The following is a 16,596-nucleotide window of genomic DNA, read 5'->3' as shown; positions in this document are numbered from 1 at the left end:
GGATGGCGTGAGGCGCCACTCCATCGCTTCCATCGCGGCCAAATTGCGGCAGGCTGATGCGGCATTTTTGGCCGATCCATGCCTTGATCCCGGCTCCGACCCTTGGCATCGTGCGGCACCTCATGAAACGAGAAGGACGTGCCCCGTGACCAAGGCCCTGCTGCTGATCGACATCCAGAACGGTTTCTGCCCCGGCGGCAACCTGCCCGTCCCCGACGGCGACAAGATCGTGCCAGTCGCCAACGCCCTGATAGACAGCGGCCGCTACGAACTCATTGTCGCCTCGCAGGACTGGCATCCGGCCGGCCATGGCTCGTTCGCCTCCGCCCATCCGGGCAAGGCGCCGTTCGAAATGGGCGAACTCTCCGGCAAGCCGCAGATGATGTGGCCGGACCATTGCGTCCAGGGCACCGCGGACGCCGAATTGCATCCCGACCTGCATGCCGAAAGGATCGACTTCATCCAGCAGAAGGGCCAGAACCCCGACGTCGACAGCTACTCCGCCTTCCGCGACAACGACCAGACGGCGCTGACCGGCCTTGCCGACTACATGAAGGCGATGGCGGTGACCGAGATCGATCTCCTGGGGCTGGCGACCGACTACTGCGTCAAGTTTTCCGCGCTCGATGCCGTCGACATGCTGCCGGGCGTCACCATCCGCTTTGTCGAGGACGGCTCGCGCGGCATCGATCCGGAAGGCGTCCGGCAGGCGATCGAGGAGATGCGGGCAAAAGGCGTCGAAATCGTCTCCAGCCGCTCCCTGTTGGCCGAATAGCTCGGCGTACCCATATCAGCCTTGGTGCAATTGCCTTTTTGCAGCGCACAGGTTAGGGAATCGCCGCATCTTTTTTGTGCATCCGTCGGCATGGGAGGACGGACGTGAAGACACTCAAGACCATCGCGGATCTGAGGGAAAGCCTGGCGCCGCACCGCGCCGCCGGCCGCAGGATCGGCTTCGTGCCGACCATGGGCTTTCTGCATGTCGGCCACATGGAACTGGTGCGCCGGGCGCGGGCCGAGAACGACGTCGTCGTCGCCTCGATCTTCGTCAATCCGCTGCAGTTCGGCGCCAACGAGGATCTGGCGAAATATCCGCGCGACCTCGCCCGCGACAGCGCCATGCTGTCGGACGCGGATGTCGATTTCCTGTTCGCGCCGGGCGTAGAGGACATGTATCCGCGTCCGATGGAGACCGTCGTCGATGTACCGAAGCTCGGAAGCGAGCTGGAGGGCGAGGCCCGCCCCGGCCATTTCGCCGGCGTCGCCACCGTCGTCTCCAAGCTCTTCAACATCGTCCAGCCGGACAGCGCCTATTTCGGCGAGAAGGACTACCAGCAGGTCACCATCATCCGCCGCATGGTGGACGATCTGGCGATCCCCGTCCGCATCGTGCCCGTGCCGACGGTGAGGGAAGCCGACGGCCTCGCCTGCTCCTCGCGCAACGTCTATCTCACGCCGGAAGAGCGCCAAGCCGCCGTCATCGTGCCGCGCGCACTTGCCGAGGCCGAACGGCTGGTCGCTTCGGGCCTTGAGGACGTCGCAGCGCTTGAAGGTGCCATCCGCGACTTCATCCGAGCCGAGCCGCTGGCCAATCCGGAAGTCGTCGCCATCCGCGACGCGGCAACCCTTCAGCAGCCGGATAACCTCAAGGACAGGCCGGTCCTGCTCCTGCTTTACGTGCGCATCGGCACGACCAAGCTCCTCGACAACCGCGTGCTCGGCCTGAACGCCGGCGCCAAAGCTGCCTGACAGCAAGCGAGTATATGCCATGAGTGTAACCGTCCGCGAAAAGCGACTCACGCCCGCCGCCATCACCGCCCTCAAGGGCGAGCGCCCGATCGTCTCGCTGACCGCCTACACGACGCCGATCGCCAAGCTGCTCGATCCGCATTGCGATTTTCTGCTGGTCGGTGATTCGCTCGGCATGGTGCTCTACGGCCTGCCGACCACGGTCGGCGTGACGATGGAAATGATGATCGCCCACGGCCAGGCTGTCATGCGCGGCGTCAGCCATGCCTGCGTCATCGTCGACATGCCGTTCGGCTCCTACCAGGAATCGAAGGAGCAGGCCTTCCGCAACGCCGCCCGCATCATGAAGGAAACCGGCTGCGACGGCATCAAGCTGGAGGGCGGCGAGGAAATGGCCGAAACCATCCACTTCCTGACGACGCGCGGCATTCCGGTGCTCGGCCATATCGGCCTGATGCCGCAGCTCGTCAATGCGACCGGCGGCTACCGATCGCTCGGCCGCACCGAGGCAGAGGCGGACAAGATCCGCCGCGACGCGCGCGCCGTCTCGCTGGCCGGCGCCTTCGCCATGGTCGTCGAAGGCACGATCGAGCCGGTCGCCCGCGAACTCTCCGACGGCAATGCCACGCCGACGATCGGAATCGGCGCGTCACCGGCCTGCGACGGCCAGATCCTCGTCGTCGACGACATGCTCGGCGTCTTCAACGATTTCAAGCCGCGCTTCGTCAAGCACTTCGCCGAGCTGGCGCCGCAGATTTCCAAGGCGGTGGAAGACTATGCCGACGAAGTGAAGGCCCGGACCTTCCCCGGTCCGGAGCACACCTTCCAGATGAAGAAGCAGAAAATCTAGGGCGCCGTCAGGCCTCCCGCTCCAGAAGATAGATCGCCTCGACCACGTCTTCCATCTTCGCGGTCACGACCGCCTGCGCGTCCCTCAGGCCGCGATTGTAGAAATGAACGCCGATCTCCTTGGCGATGAAGTCCAGCATGAATTCCGCTCCCAGCTGGCCGATTTCGACATCGACCTCCTCCTGCAGGTAATCCTGCAGGCGTCTGGCGAGCGCCAGCTTCTCCTCTTTCGGAAATTCGATCGGTTTCATGGCCGCCTTCACATTTATTGGGCGCAACCCGCGCGGGAACCGGCATAGCCGGATGATGGTTCAATTGTTTGAAAGCGATCATAAGAGAACTGAATTGCTTTGGAAGCCTTAGCGCCCTAAGGCTTGGCCAAAGGGGACAAAAATGAACTCAAGAGAGTTTATACTGGGGATGCGCGGCGGCCTGCCGGTGCTGGCCTCGGCACCGTTCGGCATCCTGTTCGGGGCGCTCGCGACTGCCAACGGCGTGACCTTCGGCGAGGCGTCGCTGATGAGCGCGACGATCTATGCCGGCGCCAGCCAGATTGTCGGCATCGAACTGTTCGGCCAGCATGTCCCCGCATGGCTGGTGGTCCTGTCGGTCTTTGCCGTCAACTTCCGCCACATCCTCTATTCCGCCGCCCTCGCCCCCTTCGTCCGCGACTTCGGCGTCCTCCAGCGCGCCCTCACCTTCTTCCTGCTCACCGATCCGCAATTCGCCGAATCGCTGCGCCACTACGAGAAGACGAAGTCGCTGACCTTCACCTGGTATATGGGCTGCGGCACGCTGATCTACGGACAATGGCTGATCATGACGATGATCGGCGCCTATTTCGGCCAGTTGATCGGCGATCCGCACGCCCTTGGTCTCGACGTGCTGCTGCCGGTCTATTTTCTGTGCCTGGTCATCGGCTTTCGAAAGCGCAGCCGCTTCCTGCCGATCGTCGGCACCAGCGCGATCGCTTCCACACTCGCCTTCAAGCTGGTGGGCTCACCCTGGCATGTGAGCATCGGAGCTATTGCGGGCGTCGCAGTCGCCGCCTTGCTGCCCATCAAAGCCACGCCAAATCAACATGACGGCCAACCGAAGGCGGTGATCGAATGAGCGATCAGTTTCACCTCGACATGGTTCTCGTCATCCTGGCATCCGCTGCCGTGACCTACCTCACCCGCATTGGCGGCTATGTCCTGATCACCCGGCTGAAGACCATGCCGCCGCGTTTGGAGGCGGCGCTGAACGCCGTGCCGGCGGCGGTTCTGACGACGCTCTGGGCGCCGGCATTCGTCTACGGCGGCTATGATGTGAAGATCACCATAGCCGCCGCAGTTGTCATTGGTTTGCGCTACTCGCAGATCGTGACGATCATCGCCGCTTTGGCGATCATCCTCCTCCTGCGGCACGGCTTCGGCCTCTGACCGCCGCGCCTTAAGCGTCGGCGACGAAGGTCTGCTTCTGGCTGCCGAGGCCATCGATGCCGAGCTCGACCACTTCGCCCGGCTTCAGGTAACGCGGCGGCTTCATGCCCATGCCGACGCCCGGAGGCGTGCCGGTGGAGATGATGTCGCCCGGCTGCAGGCTCATGAACTGGCTGAGATAGGACACCAGGAACTTCACGCCATAGACCATGGTCGCAGACGAGCCGTTCTGCATCGTCTGGCCATTGACCTTCAGCCACATGTTCAGCGCCTGCGGGTCGGCGACCTCGTCCTTGGTCACCAGCCAGGGACCGACCGGACCGAAGGTGTCGCAGGACTTGCCCTTGGTCCACTGTCCGGCCCGCTCCGCCTGGAAGGCGCGTTCGGATACGTCGTGGCTGACGCAGTAGCCGGCGACATAGTCGAGCGCATCGGCTTCGCTGACATATTTCGCGGTCTTGCCGATGACGACGCCGAGTTCGACTTCCCAGTCGGTCTTTTCCGAGCCGCGCGGGATCAGTACGTTGTCATATGGACCGCAGATCGCCGACGTCGCCTTCATGAAGATGACCGGCTCCGGCGGAACGGCCATGCCGGATTCGGCGGCGTGGTCGGAGAAGTTCAGGCCGATGCAGATGAACTTGCCGGTGCCGGCGACGCAGGGACCGACGCGGCCGTCGATGACCGGCAGGCTCGAGAGATCGATCTTGGCAATCTTGGCCAGTCCTTCCGGCGAAATCGCATCGCCGCCGATATCGGCCACATGGCCGGACAGGTCACGGATCTTGCCTTCGCCATCCAGAATGGCCGGCTTCTCGGCACCCGGCGCGCCAATACGCATCAGTTTCATCTTGTCTCCTCCTTCGATGGGTTCTGAAATTCACTTGTGCGATCTCTACCGCTTGCCTGCATGATGACAAGGCCGGAATCGGGCAAAATTGTCCGATCAGGCGCGAAAACACCTTTTCAGGAATGAACGGAAAACGGCGTCGTCGCAGCGTCCAGCCAGGCCTTCACGGCCAGCTCTTCAATGAACGGCATCAGTTTCTCGCGCACCTCGGCGTGATAGGCATCGATCCACTGCAGCTCCTCGCGGGTCAGCAGATCGGTGACGATCAGCCGCTTGTCGATCGGGCAGAAAGTGATCGTCTCGAAGCCGAGCATCGGCTTGTCGCCGCCGGCAATCTCCGTCTCTTCCTCAACCACGATCAGATTTTCGATGCGGATGCCGAAGGCGCCCGGGCGGTAGTAGCCCGGCTCGTTGGAGAGGATCATGCCGGGCAGCAGTTCCTGCGTCGAAAGTCGCGAAATGCGTTGCGGCCCCTCGTGCACCGACAAGTAGGCGCCGACGCCGTGACCGGTGCCGTGGCCGTAGTCCGCCCCTGCCTTCCACAGCGCGATACGCGCCAGCGGATCGAGGTCGCAGCCGCGCGTGCCCTTTGGAAAGCGCGCAAGAGAAATGGCGATCATGCCCGTCAGCACCAGCGTGAAGAAGGTCTTTTGCTCCTCCGGCACCTCACCGATCGCCACCGTGCGGGTGATGTCCGTCGTGCCGTTGACATATTGTGCGCCGGAATCGACGAGATACATCTCGCCTGCCTTCAGCGGCCGGTCGGTCGCCGTCGTCACCCGGTAGTGGATGATAGCCGCATCCGGACCGGCGCCGGAAATCGTCTCGAAGGAGACGTCCTTCAGCGCGTTCTGCATGCGCTCGCCGACCTTTGCGCGCGCCGCCTCCAGCGCCTTCGCCGCCGAAATCTCCGTCACGCTGCCCGGTTCGGACGTATCGAGCCAGTGGAGAAAGGCGCACATGGCCGCTCCGTCCTGCAGATGGGCGGCGCGAGAGCCGTTGAGCTCGGCGGCATTCTTGCAGGCGCGCGGCAGCTGCGCCGGATCGGTGCCCTCGACCGCCTCGCCGCCGGCATCGCGGATCGCCTGCGTCAGGAAATAGGAGGCCGAGCCGCTGTCGACCAGAATACGGCCGCCGTCGACGGCAATCGCAGCCAGCCGTTTCGACAGCGTATCCGGCGGGAAAAGCGTGGCGAGCGCCGAAAGATGCTCCATCGCCGCGCCCTTGATCTTGCCGGCATCGCAGAAAAGCTCGACCCGCCCGTCGGCATGAATGATGGCACGCGCCAGCGGATGCGGCGTATGCGGCACGTCGTTGCCACGGATGTTGAAAGTCCATGCGACAGAGGACGGATCGGACAGCAGCACCGCCGAGCAGTTTTCTTCGGCCAAGCCCTCGGCGATTGTGGCGATCTTCGCCGCCGCCGGCTTGCCGGCGATGTGCTCCGGCTGCACCGCGATCGGCTCGCAGGGCTCGGCCGGCCGATCGTCCCAGATCGCATCAACCGGGTTCTCCTCGAGAATGACAAGCGATCCGCCGCACTTCTCCAGCGCCTTTTCAAGCCGGCGGACGTCTGCGCCCGTATGGAGCTTGGGATCGATGCCGAGCCTCAAGCCCGGCGCCGCATGCGTCTTCAGCCAGACATGCGGCGGCGCATTGACGAGATCGCCTCCGGAAAAGACGTCGCCATCCACCTGGCTCGCAAGCTGCGTCGTATAACGGCCGTCGACGAAGACCACGGCCTCGCGGCGGCCGATCAGTGCAATGCCGGCCGAACCGGTAAATCCCGTCAGCCAGGAAAGCCGCTCGGCCGAGGCCGGCACATATTCGCCCTGATACTCGTCGGCTCTCGGCACCAGAAAGGCATCGATGCAGAGCCCGTCGAAACGGGCGCGCAACGCCTCGACCCGGGCGCGGCCGAACTGCGGTGTGGAGGTGACGTCAAAGGATTGAAACATGGGCGGGCCTTTCGGCGGCAGTGGGATGTCTGTGCGGACTATCTACCTAGCACATCCGTCCGCAGGGAAAAGAGCATGGTAGGAGCGCCATGCAGCTCGATGCTCCCCTCATGAACGAAACCGCATTTCTCAAGGACACGACGCGAAGCCACATTGACCGGACGCACAAGCCCAACGATCCAGTTCCGGCGCAAGACCTCAGTGCCGAAAGCTACCGCGGCTCCTGCAAGCTCAACGGCATATCCGTTGCCCCAAAACGCAGGATCCAGATGGTAAGATATGTTAAGCGCATCATACTGCTGAGACTGTGTCACGCCGCCGAACCCGATCAGTTGGCCATCGACCTCAACTGCCCATCTTCCGAAATCAAACTTTCGCCAATGCGCAATCTCACGCGCCAACCTTGCTTCCGTGACCACGGAACTGTCGGGCGTCGGATCAGGTCGATGCGCAACCAGTTCGGCCTTTGAAAAAAGTGCCGTCATGAATGCCAGGTCGCGATCGTCTGGCGGCCGCAGCACCAGCCTCCTGGTCGGGACTGATCGCTTCTGAAAATCGGATGCTTGATGCGACATGGATCGGTGCCAACTCTCGGTAATTGACTGTCAATCAGACTGATCGCCCTGGCCGGTCATGACAAGCTAAATGGCCGACGGCCCTGCAGAATCACCGGCTCCGCCATCGAATGCTGCGCTGCACTATGCGTTTGCTGCATAGCACCCATGACCTAAACCCCCTGCCTAAAGCCGAAACGATTCACTATCTTCCAATCATCAAACGGGGCAACAAACACCCGGTATGAAAGGAATTCAAAATGAGCAACTCCTTCTTCCGTGCAGCTTACAACAATCTGGTTTCGGCACGCGAACGTCAGGTCCGCCGCTATGTCAACGGCGCGCTTCTCAACCTCGACGACGAGTCGCTGAAGGCCATGGGCACGTCCCGCGAAGAACTCCGCCGCAAAGGCGCAACGACCTACGTATTCTGATTAACGCCGTCTCGGCTCTCCTCCTCCTCCCAAACCGGGACGGTTAAAGGAATACGCTAGAGCCCGCTTGAGCATCCTCCTCCTCCCAGCTCGCGGGCAACAACAGAAAAGGCGGCACCTCCTCCCGGTGCCGCCTTTTCCTTTTTCCGCTTTCAAACAACTACGACTCACCCTCGACTGAGCTAAGATCACGGAGACATCGGCCATAATAAAAAGCCGAAGTCGAAGCCGCGCGTTGGCGTCAGTCGGTTGAACCGTGGCCAGCGAGAAAACGTGACTGTTCTTCTGACAACCGATCCTCCGGGATGCACCTTGCGGAATAGGAATAATTAACGACAGTACCAGAGTACTCAGGAGCGGTTGTCGAGAGCTTTTCCTTCTGCACAGACCATTGCAGAAGTGAACCGGCAAACAAGAAGCCGCCACGTCTCCGGCAACCAAACTTCACGCACTGAAATATCCGATTGGGAGTTGAGGACGAGCATGTGAAACCGAGCGCCTCCAGCTTCCGCGCCATTTCGGCCTCGCGACCACCCGCAGCGTGAGAAAGTGATCGGACGAATGAGGCGAACTCGTTCATCTTCAGCGGCAAATGAGTGTTACCCGAAAGACTTTCCCCCGCAGCCTTGGCCTTGTCAACATTGCCGAGCGGCACCGCAAGTAATGCCACCAACAACAAAATACGTCGCAACATAAGCCCCCGAGTTATGGCACTTTAAGAATCAGACGTGTTTCAGAAGTCGCATAGCCAAAAACAGCTCGCATCCCGAACGAGCCATCTCGGTGTGGCGCCTCAGCACCGATCCAGATGGATCGTCACCCAGCCATTGCGCCAGATGGTGCGCACGTGGCGCAGGCCGGCGCCGTTATAGGCGGAGAGCACCTTCCAGCGCTGGCTGGCCAGAATGCCGGAGAGAATGACCGAGCCGCCGGGCGCCAGATAACCCGTGAGTTGCGGCGCCATCTTCATCAGCGGGCGCGCCAGGATGTTGGCGATGATCAGGTCGAACGGCCCGTGATCGGCAAAGGCGCGCGAATGAAAGCCCGGAGCCGTCACCAGATCGATGCCCGAACGGATCCCGTTCAGCCGGCAGTTCTCCTTCGCGACGGCGACCGCCACCGGATCGATGTCGGTCGCCAGAACCGGAACGCGTTTCAAACGCCTGACGGCAATGGCGAGCACGCCGCTGCCGGTGCCGAGATCGAGCGCATTGTGCACCCGCCGCGCACGGATGACCGAATCGATCATCTCAAGGCAGCCGGCGGTCGTGCCGTGATGTCCCGTGCCGAAAGCCTGGCCGGCGTCGATCTCGATCGGCAGGTCGCCGGGCAAGACCTTGTCGCGGTCATGTGAGCCATGGACGATGAAGCGCCCTGCCCTGACCGGCTTCAACCCCTCCAGCGACTTGGCGATCCAGTCGATTTCCGGAAGCACCTCCGACTCGACGACAAGCTTGGCAAAGCCCGGCTTGAGCAAGGCCTCGAACTCCGCGCGGATTTCGGCCTCCTCCTCTTCCTGCAGATAGACGCTCGCCTCCCAGACATCGCGCTTCTCGTCGATCTCCATCGTCGCAATCGCGTAGCCGCGATCCTCGAAGACATCGGTCATCAGTCCGAGAATGACATCGGCATTGCGCTCGGTAGTGGTCACGTAGAGGCGGATCTGGCTCACTGTGTAAGGTCTTTCCCGGATTTAGCCGGCAATCAGGTTCTGGAGTTTCTTGATGGCGACATCGGTATCCTCGCCATAGGCTATCGTACCCGAAAACCGGCCGCTGCCGTCAAGCAGGAAGACGGAAGCCGAGTGATCCATCGTGTAGTCGCCGTCGGGCGCATTCGGATCGATCGGCACCTTCTTGGCATAGATGTGAAAGCCGCGGACCATGTCGGCGACCTTGTCGGTCGGTCCGGAAATGCCGGTGATCCGCTTGGAGACGTTGGAAACGTACTGGTTCATGATCGCCGGCGTATCGCGCTCCGGGTCGACGGAGACGAAGTAGGCCTGCAGCTTGTCGCCATCCGGATCGACCTGTTTCAGCCAGCCATCGAGTTCGAACAGCGTCGTCGGGCAGACATCCGGGCAATGGGTGTAGCCAAAGAACAACGCCGTCGGCTTGCCGTCGCGCAGCGCTGCCTCGGTGATCTTCGAGCCATCCTGGGTGACGAGATCGAACGGGCCGCCATAGGGGCCTTCGGCAAGCTTGTTGTTGGACCGGGTGTACTCCATGGCAAACCAGCCGGCGAGCCCTGCAAGGACGACAGCGAACGCGATGACCGCAACAAGTCTTGGTTTCATGACATGCCTTCCATATTCCGGGAGCCCAGCCCTACGGTTTTGGCCGTCATACTTGGACACGGCAACCGAGGCAACAGCCGCGAGCGCGTCATAAAGCCCCTGCGGTGCAACAGGTCCTGAAACCCGCCTTCCGCGTGGTTAGCGCTTCGTTAAATGATTGCGGCGATAATTGGACTCCAGGGGGCTCTCTTCGGGGAGCCACGGGTGGGAACAGTTTTGACGTGGGAACCAGCGTGAACAGCAATGTGAGCAAGAACATTACGGTCAGCCGCCGTCTCTGGATGGCCGGCTTCGGCGCATTCGCCGGCCTCGGCGCGACCATCGCAATCTCGGCGTATGGCAATATGTCCGTCAACGAGGCCCTCAGGGGATCCGTGACAGCCGAACAGTTCAACCAGCAGATCACAGGCATGCGGCTTGCCAATACAGAGCTCGTCCTCGCGGCGATGGATTCGATCATCGACGCCGACGCAAAGACCATTCCTGCCGACCGCATGAACATCATCACGCAGAACTCCGAATTGCTGAAGAACGGCACATCCGAGCTCGTCGGGCTCGCGAAGTCGCAGGGCCTGACGGAGATTGCCAACACCCTCGCCGACAACATCACTGCCCTGACTGCGGCCATTCAGACAGATCTCGTCAAGATGATAGAGACGGGCGCCGACGCCAGCGAGTATGCGAAGATCGACGACGTCATCGATGGTGCCGGCGAACGCGTCACACAATCCCTGGCGACCCTTTCCGAGGCGGCGGGCAAACTCCAGTTCCAGCACATTCAGAACGCCAGCCAGTCGGTCAGCAGCACATTCTACGTCCAGCTTCTGGCAGGCCTTGCCGCACTTGCAGCGGTCTCGCTCATCGTCTCCTGGCAGTCGCGAAACATTCTGAGTGGCATTCGCAACCTGCGAGACAGCCTGCAGCAAATCGCCAGCGGCGATTATGACAGCGCCGTCGGCGGCATCGAACGCGGCGACGAGATCGGCGACATGGCTCGTTCCGCCAATATCTTGCGCGTGGCAGCGCTCGAGAAACGCAAGGTCGAAGCCGATGCCGCACTCGCCCGCAATCAGCGCGAAACGGAACAGAGCCAGCGTGCCGCCACCCATGAGCGCGAGGAAGCCGAAATCCGGCATGCGGTCGATGCGCTCGCAACCGGCCTCACCAAGCTCGCCGACGGCGACCTGAGCCACGACCTGGCGGACCCGTTCCGCGCCGATCTCGAGCGCCTTCGGACCGACTACAACAGCGCGCTCGTCAAGCTGCGTGGCGTCATGCAGGTGATCCGCGAACAGTCGAGCGCCATCCACGCCAATGGCAGCCAGATGCGGACCGCCGCAGACGATCTCGCCCGGCGGACAGAACAGCAGGCGGCCTCGCTCGAGGAAACGTCATCCGCGCTCGACCAGATCACGGCGACCATGCGCAACGCCACCGCGCGCGCCGAGGAAGCGACCCGCCTCGTCGGCCATACCAAGTCGCGCGCCGAACATTCCTCCACCGTCGTCACCGAGGCGATGGAAGCGATGGGCCGGATCGAGACCGCCTCGGCCGAAATCGGCAAGATCATCAACGTCATCGATGAAATCGCCTTCCAGACCAACCTTCTGGCGCTGAATGCCGGCGTCGAGGCAGCCCGCGCAGGTGAAGCCGGCAAGGGCTTTGCCGTCGTCGCCCAGGAAGTCCGCGAACTGGCCGGCCGCGCCGCAGGTGCCGCCAAGGACATCAAGCATCTTGTCGCCCGCTCCGGCGCCGAGGTGCAGACCGGCGTCGAACTGGTCACCGCCACCGGCACCGCCTTGCGCGAAATCAGCGGCGACGTCGTCCAGATCAACGACCACATGCAGTCGATCGTTGTCGCCGCCCGCGAGCAGAGCGCCGGCTTGAACGAAATCAACACGGCCGTCGGCCAGATGGACCATGTGACCCAGCAGAACGCCGCCATGGTCGAGGAGACCAATGCGGCAAGCCATACGCTGCATCAGGACACCGTCAGGCTGGAGGAGGTCATCGGCCAGTTCCGGCTTGGCGATCGCAACGAAGCCTTCGCCCGTCCGTCGGCCGCGCCGCACTCCGCCGCGCCCGCAGCCGCCCCTCGCCCGGTCGCCGCTCAGCCGAAGCCGGCTCCCTTCCGCACTCCGGTCAAGGCTGCCGATCCGGCCGCCAACAGACCGCGCAATTCACCCGCACATTCGTTGATGGGCAAGGTCGCCTCCGCCTTCAACGCACCAGCCAAAACCTCAAGCTCAACTGATAATTGGGAAGAGTTCTGATCATGAGCAATGCCATCAAGCAAACCGGTTCCTACCTGGAAATCGTCTCTTTCCATCTCGGCGAGCAGGAATTCTGCATCGACATCATGGCCATCCGCGAAATCCGCGGCTGGGCCCCGGTGACCCCGATGCCGCATACGCCCGACTACGTGCTGGGTCTCATCAACCTGCGCGGCGCCGTGATCCCCGTCATCGACATGGCCTGCCGCCTCGGCATGCCGATGACCGAGCCCTCCGAGCGCTCGGCCATCATCGTGACCGACATCAACGGCAAGCTGGTCGGCCTGCTGGTCGAGCAAGTCTCCGACATGATGACCATCAAGTCCGAAGCCCTGCAGCCGGCGCCGGAGATCATTCCGGAAGTCCAGCGCGATTTCTGCCGCGGCATCGTCGCGCTGGAAAAGAGCATGGTCTGCTTCCTCAACCTCGACACGGTCATCGCCGAACAGCTGCAACAGGCCGCCTGAGGCCGGTCAGCACCGATCGCTTGCAAACCGGGGGCTTCGCGCCTCCGGCTTTTGGCGTTTGCAGGCGACGGAAATAAAAATGCGGCAGGTGGAGAGGTGATCCAGCCTGCCGCATGAGCGAGATACAGACAGTTCCCGGGCTTTCACCCGTGAGTCAATTCCGTATCAGTGCCAGAATTGCCACAACGACTGTCACGTGAAAATGACAAACGAACCAATTCCCGGTTGATCAAGGATATTTGATCGAAGCAACCGCCCTCCTACACCATATGGGTGAGGATAGCGAAAACGACCGTTCGGGATCACTTCTTCTCCCACTGGACATCCTGGTTGAACAACGGAACCGTCGAGATCGCCATCTTGGCCGAACCGTCCGTAACCTGGCGCGAGTGAACGAGGTAGATCAGCGTGTTGTTCGGCTTGTCGTAGATCCGGTTGACGACCAGCTTCTTCCAGATCAGTGAGCGCCCTTCCTTGAAGACCTCCTCGCCGCCCTCACCCATGTCGATGTCGCCAATCTTGATCGGGCCGGTCTGCCGGCATGCGATCGAGCTGTTGGAGGGATCCTCGAACCAGTTGCCCTTGCTTAAGCGATCGATGATCGAGCGGTCGAAATAGGTCACATGGCAGGTCACGCCCGTGATCTTCGGATCGGTCAGCGCGTCGACGATGATGTCGTTGCCGACCCAATCGACGCCGACCTTGCCGACCACCTCGGCTTGCGCGGACGCGGACAGGGAGGCGAGACTGGCGATGAGGGCCATGGCAGCTATTTTGAGGCGCATCCTGATCTCCTTGGGAAACGATGTTTCATAGGTAAGGCTGCGGCCAAGATTTGCAAGATTGCCCGGCTTTGCAGGCGTTTGCGAAATATCCGCTGTACATTCTGGCCTTTGGCGGCTAGGAACGCGGCAACTAGGCCGGCGGATGGCAAAGTGCTGTCCACCACGCGAGACTGCGTGCAAGGGTCCACCAAACCCCTTTATTCGAAAGACTGATCCATGACTGATATTGACGGCATCGTTTCGACGATCGCCGAGGCCCTGCGCAAGCGCGGCTACGACACCCTCACCCCGGTCCAGACGGCGATGATCGATCCCGATCTCATCGAGCGCGACGTGCTCGTCTCGGCCCAGACCGGCTCCGGCAAGACGGTCGCCTTCGGCCTGGCGCTCGCGCCGAACCTGCTTGAGGAAGACGGCCGCTTCGACCGCGCGGCAACGCCGCTCGCACTCGCGATCGCGCCGACGCGCGAACTGGCCATGCAGGTCAAGCGCGAACTCGAATGGCTGTACGAGATGACCGGCGCAAGCCTCGCGACCTGCGTTGGCGGCATGGATGTCCGCACCGAGCGCCGGGCGCTGGAACGCGGCGCGCATATCGTCGTCGGCACTCCGGGCCGCCTGCGCGACCACATCACCCGCGGCGCTCTCGATCTTTCCGACCTGCGCGCCGTCGTTCTCGACGAAGCCGACGAAATGCTCGACCTCGGCTTCCGCGAAGACCTCGAATTCATCCTCGAAGCCTCTCCCGAGAGCCGCCGCACGCTGATGTTCTCGGCAACGGTTCCGCGCTCGATCGCCGATCTCGCCAAGACCTACCAGCGCGACGCCCGCCGTGTCGAAACCGTGTCGGAGAAGAAGCAGCACGTCGATATCGAGTATCGTGCCCTCGTCGTCGCCAATCCCGACCGCGAGAACGCCATCATCAACGTTCTGCGCTATTACGAGGCGAAGAACGCCATCGTCTTCTGCTCGACGCGCGCCGCGGTCAACCATCTGACCGCAAGGCTGCACAATCGCGGCTTCTCGGTCGTCGCACTCTCCGGCGAACTGACGCAGAATGAACGCACCCACGCGCTGCAGGCCATGCGCGACGGCCGCGCCCGCGTCTGCATCGCCACCGACGTCGCCGCCCGCGGCATCGACCTGCCCGGCCTGGAACTCGTCATCCACGCCGACCTGCCGACCAATTCCGAAACGCTGCTACACCGCTCCGGCCGTACCGGACGTGCCGGCAACAAGGGCGTCTCGGCCCTGATCGTGCCGATGAGCGCCCGCCGCAAGGCCGAACGGCTGCTGATGGGCGCCAGCGTCCAGCCGACCTGGGCGCTGCCGCCGACCGCCGACGAGGTGATCGAGCGCGACAACGAGCGCCTGCTGGTCGATCCGTCCCTGAACGAGGCGGTCACCGACGACGAGGCACCGCTGGTCGCCCGCCTGCTGGAGGCCCATGGCGCCGAAAAGCTCGCCGCCGCCTTCCTGCGCCTGCAGAGCGGCCATCGCTCCGCGCCCGAAGACCTGATCCCGGTCACGCTGGAGCCGCAGAGGAAGCGCCGCGAAGGCGAGGATTTCCCGGTTCAGACGACCAGGGGCCGCGATGCCGAATTCGGCCCGAGCCGCTGGTTCTCGCTCGCCGTCGGCCGCAACCAGCGCGCCGAGCCGCGCTGGCTCATCCCGATGCTCTGCCGTCACGGCAACCTGACGAAGCGCGAGATCGGCCGCATCAAGCTGATGCAGGAAGAAACCTTCGTCGAGATCGCCGAGAATTCCGCGGAAAGCTTCCTCGCCTCGCTCGGACCGAACAAGACCATCGACCGCGGCATCAATGTCCGCCCCGTCGACGGCATGCCGGATTTCGCCGCTCCGCAGAAGGAGCGCGCTCCACGTCCGCCGCGCGACAACGCCGATCGCCCCCGCCGCGATCGCGATGACGCCTACGAGAAGGCGCCGCGCAAGGACTGGAAGAAGGACAAGCCTTCCGGCGACGGCTTTGCCGCAAAGAAGCCCTACGCGGGCAAGCGCCGCGACGACGACATGCGCAAGGCCGACGACGAAGTCTGGGGCGATGCCAAGCCCGCCGCTGAAAAGCCCTTCCGCAAGAGCGACGACAATGCGCCGTGGAAGAAGGCCAAGCCCGCCGGCGGCAAATCCGCCTTCGCCGGGCGCGACAACGGCGACAGAAGAGGCGACAAGCCCGCCTATGCCGGCAAGCCCAAGGGCGGCCCCGGCGGCAAGGGCAAACCCGGCGGCAAGCCGTTCGGCGGAAAGCCTTTCAAGGGGAAAAAGAAGGGCTAGCTTTCAACGCTGTTGTGAGCCAGAGGGCTTGGACACCATCGCCGTTGGTGGTAAAGTTTACCACCAACGAGGTGTATTATGGCCAACGTAGAGAAAATCAGCATCTCCATGACACCACAGCAGGCGGAACTGCTGCGTGACGCGGTGGATAGCGGCGCCTATGCCAGCAGCAGCGAGGTCGTGCGCGAAGCCATGCGTGAATGGTCGGCAAAATGGCTGCAGCGGCGTGACGACATTGCAAGGCTGAAGGCGCTTTGGGCGGAAGGAAAAGCCAGCGGCGCAGCAGCAGAAATCGACATGGAACAGCTTCTTGACGAAGCCCGTGAGGCGCTTGCCGCGGCCAGGACTGATGATCGCTAAGCTCGTATGGTCTCCACGAGCCAGGGAAGACGTCAAGCGGATTTATGTCGACCTGGGCCTTGTCAGCCCGCTAAGCGCAGAGCGCTATTTCGCACGCTTCAAATCAAAGACTGCCTTGCTTTCCGAACATCCGCGCCTGGGCTCACGGCATCCCGAAATCCATCACTCAGCAAGAATGCTCGTCGAAGCGCCTTATGTCATCCTCTACGAGACAATTCCGGATACGGAAGAAGGCGAAGTCCACACCGTCGAGATAGTACGGGTCATTGATGGTCGCAGAGACCTGACGAACCTCTTCTGAACTC

Annotated in this window: 19 protein-coding genes; 11 read left to right on the top strand and 8 right to left on the bottom strand. The window is 62.6% G+C overall.

Translation table 11 applies throughout. From position 1 onward, the window contains the following. Positions 1-145: 145 nt before the first annotated feature. The 3 genes from pncA to panB all read left to right on the top strand — a co-directional run bounded on the left by pncA (position 146) and on the right by panB (position 2,599). A complete protein-coding gene (pncA, locus tag ACU5AY_RS05575; RefSeq protein WP_446828324.1) occupies positions 146-775 on the top strand; it encodes a bifunctional nicotinamidase/pyrazinamidase in 630 nt (209 codons plus the stop codon). 104 nt (positions 776-879) lie between these two features. Beyond that, positions 880-1,749 (top strand): pantoate--beta-alanine ligase, encoded by an 870-nt coding sequence (gene panC, locus ACU5AY_RS05570; protein ID WP_446828323.1) that lies wholly within the window; start codon positions 880-882, stop codon positions 1,747-1,749. Positions 1,750-1,768: 19 nt separating this feature from the next. Beyond that, positions 1,769-2,599: a 3-methyl-2-oxobutanoate hydroxymethyltransferase gene (gene panB / locus ACU5AY_RS05565; protein ID WP_446823760.1), complete on the top strand. Its 831-nt coding sequence runs from the start codon at positions 1,769-1,771 to the stop codon at positions 2,597-2,599. A gap of 7 nt (positions 2,600-2,606) precedes the next feature. Here panB and ACU5AY_RS05560 read toward each other — a convergent pair whose 3' ends face one another. Further along, complete coding sequence (locus ACU5AY_RS05560; protein WP_446823759.1) at positions 2,607-2,849, bottom strand: DUF2164 domain-containing protein; 243 nt, start codon at positions 2,847-2,849, stop codon at positions 2,607-2,609. 142 nt (positions 2,850-2,991) lie between these two features. Here ACU5AY_RS05560 and ACU5AY_RS05555 point away from each other — a divergent pair, with 142 nt between their 5' ends. Together ACU5AY_RS05555 and ACU5AY_RS05550 are read left to right on the top strand one after the other, a co-directional pair. After that, the gene (locus ACU5AY_RS05555) at positions 2,992-3,711 is read left to right on the top strand and encodes an AzlC family ABC transporter permease (protein ID WP_446828322.1); all 720 of its coding nucleotides are present in this window, start codon (positions 2,992-2,994) and stop codon (positions 3,709-3,711) included. Further along, positions 3,708-4,022, top strand: coding sequence for an AzlD family protein (locus ACU5AY_RS05550; RefSeq protein ID WP_446828321.1), 315 nt, complete (start codon positions 3,708-3,710; stop codon positions 4,020-4,022). The genes ACU5AY_RS05555 and ACU5AY_RS05550 overlap by 4 nt, the downstream gene beginning before the upstream one ends. Positions 4,023-4,032: 10 nt before the next feature. On the opposite strand, the gene ACU5AY_RS05545 is transcribed toward ACU5AY_RS05550, so the two are convergent. The 3 genes from ACU5AY_RS05545 to ACU5AY_RS05535 form a co-directional block, all read right to left on the bottom strand. Continuing rightward, positions 4,033-4,872: a fumarylacetoacetate hydrolase family protein gene (locus tag ACU5AY_RS05545; RefSeq protein ID WP_446828320.1), complete on the bottom strand. Its 840-nt coding sequence runs from the start codon at positions 4,870-4,872 to the stop codon at positions 4,033-4,035. A 116-nt stretch (positions 4,873-4,988) separates the two neighbouring features. Continuing rightward, positions 4,989-6,830 carry an aminopeptidase P family protein gene (locus tag ACU5AY_RS05540; RefSeq protein ID WP_446828319.1) on the bottom strand — a complete coding sequence of 614 codons (1,842 nt, stop codon included), beginning with the start codon at positions 6,828-6,830 and terminating at the stop codon, positions 4,989-4,991. Positions 6,831-6,868: 38 nt separating this feature from the next. Beyond that, on the bottom strand, positions 6,869-7,315 hold the full coding sequence (locus ACU5AY_RS05535) for a GNAT family N-acetyltransferase (RefSeq protein WP_446828318.1): 447 nt from the start codon (positions 7,313-7,315) through the stop codon (positions 6,869-6,871). Positions 7,316-7,644: 329 nt separating this feature from the next. Between ACU5AY_RS05535 and ACU5AY_RS05530 the strand changes: the two genes are divergently transcribed. Beyond that, a complete protein-coding gene (locus ACU5AY_RS05530; RefSeq protein ID WP_446823754.1) occupies positions 7,645-7,818 on the top strand; it encodes a hypothetical protein in 174 nt (57 codons plus the stop codon). Between the two features lie 241 nt (positions 7,819-8,059). Here ACU5AY_RS05530 and ACU5AY_RS05525 read toward each other — a convergent pair whose 3' ends face one another. The 3 genes from ACU5AY_RS05525 to ACU5AY_RS05515 form a co-directional block, all read right to left on the bottom strand. Then, complete coding sequence (locus tag ACU5AY_RS05525) at positions 8,060-8,512, bottom strand: hypothetical protein (RefSeq protein ID WP_446828317.1); 453 nt, start codon at positions 8,510-8,512, stop codon at positions 8,060-8,062. 99 nt (positions 8,513-8,611) lie between these two features. Next, complete coding sequence (locus ACU5AY_RS05520; protein WP_446828316.1) at positions 8,612-9,490, bottom strand: 50S ribosomal protein L11 methyltransferase; 879 nt, start codon at positions 9,488-9,490, stop codon at positions 8,612-8,614. Between the two features lie 21 nt (positions 9,491-9,511). Next, the gene (locus ACU5AY_RS05515; RefSeq protein WP_446828315.1) at positions 9,512-10,114 is read right to left on the bottom strand and encodes an SCO family protein; all 603 of its coding nucleotides are present in this window, start codon (positions 10,112-10,114) and stop codon (positions 9,512-9,514) included. Positions 10,115-10,359: 245 nt separating this feature from the next. Here ACU5AY_RS05515 and ACU5AY_RS05510 point away from each other — a divergent pair, with 245 nt between their 5' ends. Together ACU5AY_RS05510 and ACU5AY_RS05505 are read left to right on the top strand one after the other, a co-directional pair. Beyond that, positions 10,360-12,387 carry a methyl-accepting chemotaxis protein gene (locus tag ACU5AY_RS05510; RefSeq protein ID WP_446828314.1) on the top strand — a complete coding sequence of 676 codons (2,028 nt, stop codon included), beginning with the start codon at positions 10,360-10,362 and terminating at the stop codon, positions 12,385-12,387. A gap of 2 nt (positions 12,388-12,389) precedes the next feature. Further along, entirely contained in the window at positions 12,390-12,854 is a 465-nt protein-coding gene (locus tag ACU5AY_RS05505) for a chemotaxis protein CheW (protein ID WP_446823750.1), read from the top strand. A gap of 302 nt (positions 12,855-13,156) precedes the next feature. Here ACU5AY_RS05505 and ACU5AY_RS05500 read toward each other — a convergent pair whose 3' ends face one another. Next, a complete protein-coding gene (locus ACU5AY_RS05500; protein WP_446828313.1) occupies positions 13,157-13,639 on the bottom strand; it encodes a CreA family protein in 483 nt (160 codons plus the stop codon). Positions 13,640-13,855: 216 nt separating this feature from the next. On the opposite strand from ACU5AY_RS05500, the gene ACU5AY_RS05495 reads away from it, so the two are divergent. From ACU5AY_RS05495 to ACU5AY_RS05485, 3 genes are all read left to right on the top strand, one after another. Further along, positions 13,856-15,931: a DEAD/DEAH box helicase gene (locus ACU5AY_RS05495; protein WP_446828312.1), complete on the top strand. Its 2,076-nt coding sequence runs from the start codon at positions 13,856-13,858 to the stop codon at positions 15,929-15,931. Between the two features lie 78 nt (positions 15,932-16,009). After that, positions 16,010-16,291: a ribbon-helix-helix domain-containing protein gene (locus ACU5AY_RS05490; RefSeq protein WP_446828311.1), complete on the top strand. Its 282-nt coding sequence runs from the start codon at positions 16,010-16,012 to the stop codon at positions 16,289-16,291. Continuing rightward, positions 16,281-16,592 (top strand): type II toxin-antitoxin system RelE/ParE family toxin, encoded by a 312-nt coding sequence (locus ACU5AY_RS05485; protein WP_446828310.1) that lies wholly within the window; start codon positions 16,281-16,283, stop codon positions 16,590-16,592. Before ACU5AY_RS05490 ends, ACU5AY_RS05485 begins: the two co-directional genes overlap by 11 nt. The last annotated feature ends 4 nt before the right edge of the window (positions 16,593-16,596 follow it).

This window comes from Rhizobium sp. PAMB 3174 (assembly GCF_052908375.1).
Note: the sequence above shows the minus strand (reverse complement) of the source record. Positions and strands in the feature narration are given on the sequence as shown.

Excerpts from the sequence above, each read along its gene's own strand:
- ACU5AY_RS05560 (WP_446823759.1), bottom strand. The coding sequence starts at position 2,849 with ATGAAACCGATCGAATTTCCGAAAGAGGAGAAGCTGGCGCTCGCCAGA.
- ACU5AY_RS05490 (WP_446828311.1), top strand. The coding sequence starts at position 16,010 with ATGGCCAACGTAGAGAAAATCAGCATCTCCATGACACCACAGCAGGCG.
- ACU5AY_RS05525 (WP_446828317.1), bottom strand. The coding sequence starts at position 8,512 with ATGTTGCGACGTATTTTGTTGTTGGTGGCATTACTTGCGGTGCCGCTC.
- ACU5AY_RS05500 (WP_446828313.1), bottom strand. The coding sequence starts at position 13,639 with ATGCGCCTCAAAATAGCTGCCATGGCCCTCATCGCCAGTCTCGCCTCC.
- ACU5AY_RS05530 (WP_446823754.1), top strand. The coding sequence starts at position 7,645 with ATGAGCAACTCCTTCTTCCGTGCAGCTTACAACAATCTGGTTTCGGCA.
- ACU5AY_RS05485 (WP_446828310.1), top strand. The coding sequence starts at position 16,281 with ATGATCGCTAAGCTCGTATGGTCTCCACGAGCCAGGGAAGACGTCAAG.
- panB (WP_446823760.1), top strand. The coding sequence starts at position 1,769 with ATGAGTGTAACCGTCCGCGAAAAGCGACTCACGCCCGCCGCCATCACC.
- ACU5AY_RS05535 (WP_446828318.1), bottom strand. The coding sequence starts at position 7,315 with ATGACGGCACTTTTTTCAAAGGCCGAACTGGTTGCGCATCGACCTGAT.
- ACU5AY_RS05555 (WP_446828322.1), top strand. The coding sequence starts at position 2,992 with ATGAACTCAAGAGAGTTTATACTGGGGATGCGCGGCGGCCTGCCGGTG.
- ACU5AY_RS05545 (WP_446828320.1), bottom strand. The coding sequence starts at position 4,872 with ATGAAACTGATGCGTATTGGCGCGCCGGGTGCCGAGAAGCCGGCCATT.
- ACU5AY_RS05495 (WP_446828312.1), top strand. The coding sequence starts at position 13,856 with ATGACTGATATTGACGGCATCGTTTCGACGATCGCCGAGGCCCTGCGC.
- ACU5AY_RS05550 (WP_446828321.1), top strand. The coding sequence starts at position 3,708 with ATGAGCGATCAGTTTCACCTCGACATGGTTCTCGTCATCCTGGCATCC.
- ACU5AY_RS05540 (WP_446828319.1), bottom strand. The coding sequence starts at position 6,830 with ATGTTTCAATCCTTTGACGTCACCTCCACACCGCAGTTCGGCCGCGCC.
- ACU5AY_RS05505 (WP_446823750.1), top strand. The coding sequence starts at position 12,390 with ATGAGCAATGCCATCAAGCAAACCGGTTCCTACCTGGAAATCGTCTCT.
- ACU5AY_RS05515 (WP_446828315.1), bottom strand. The coding sequence starts at position 10,114 with ATGAAACCAAGACTTGTTGCGGTCATCGCGTTCGCTGTCGTCCTTGCA.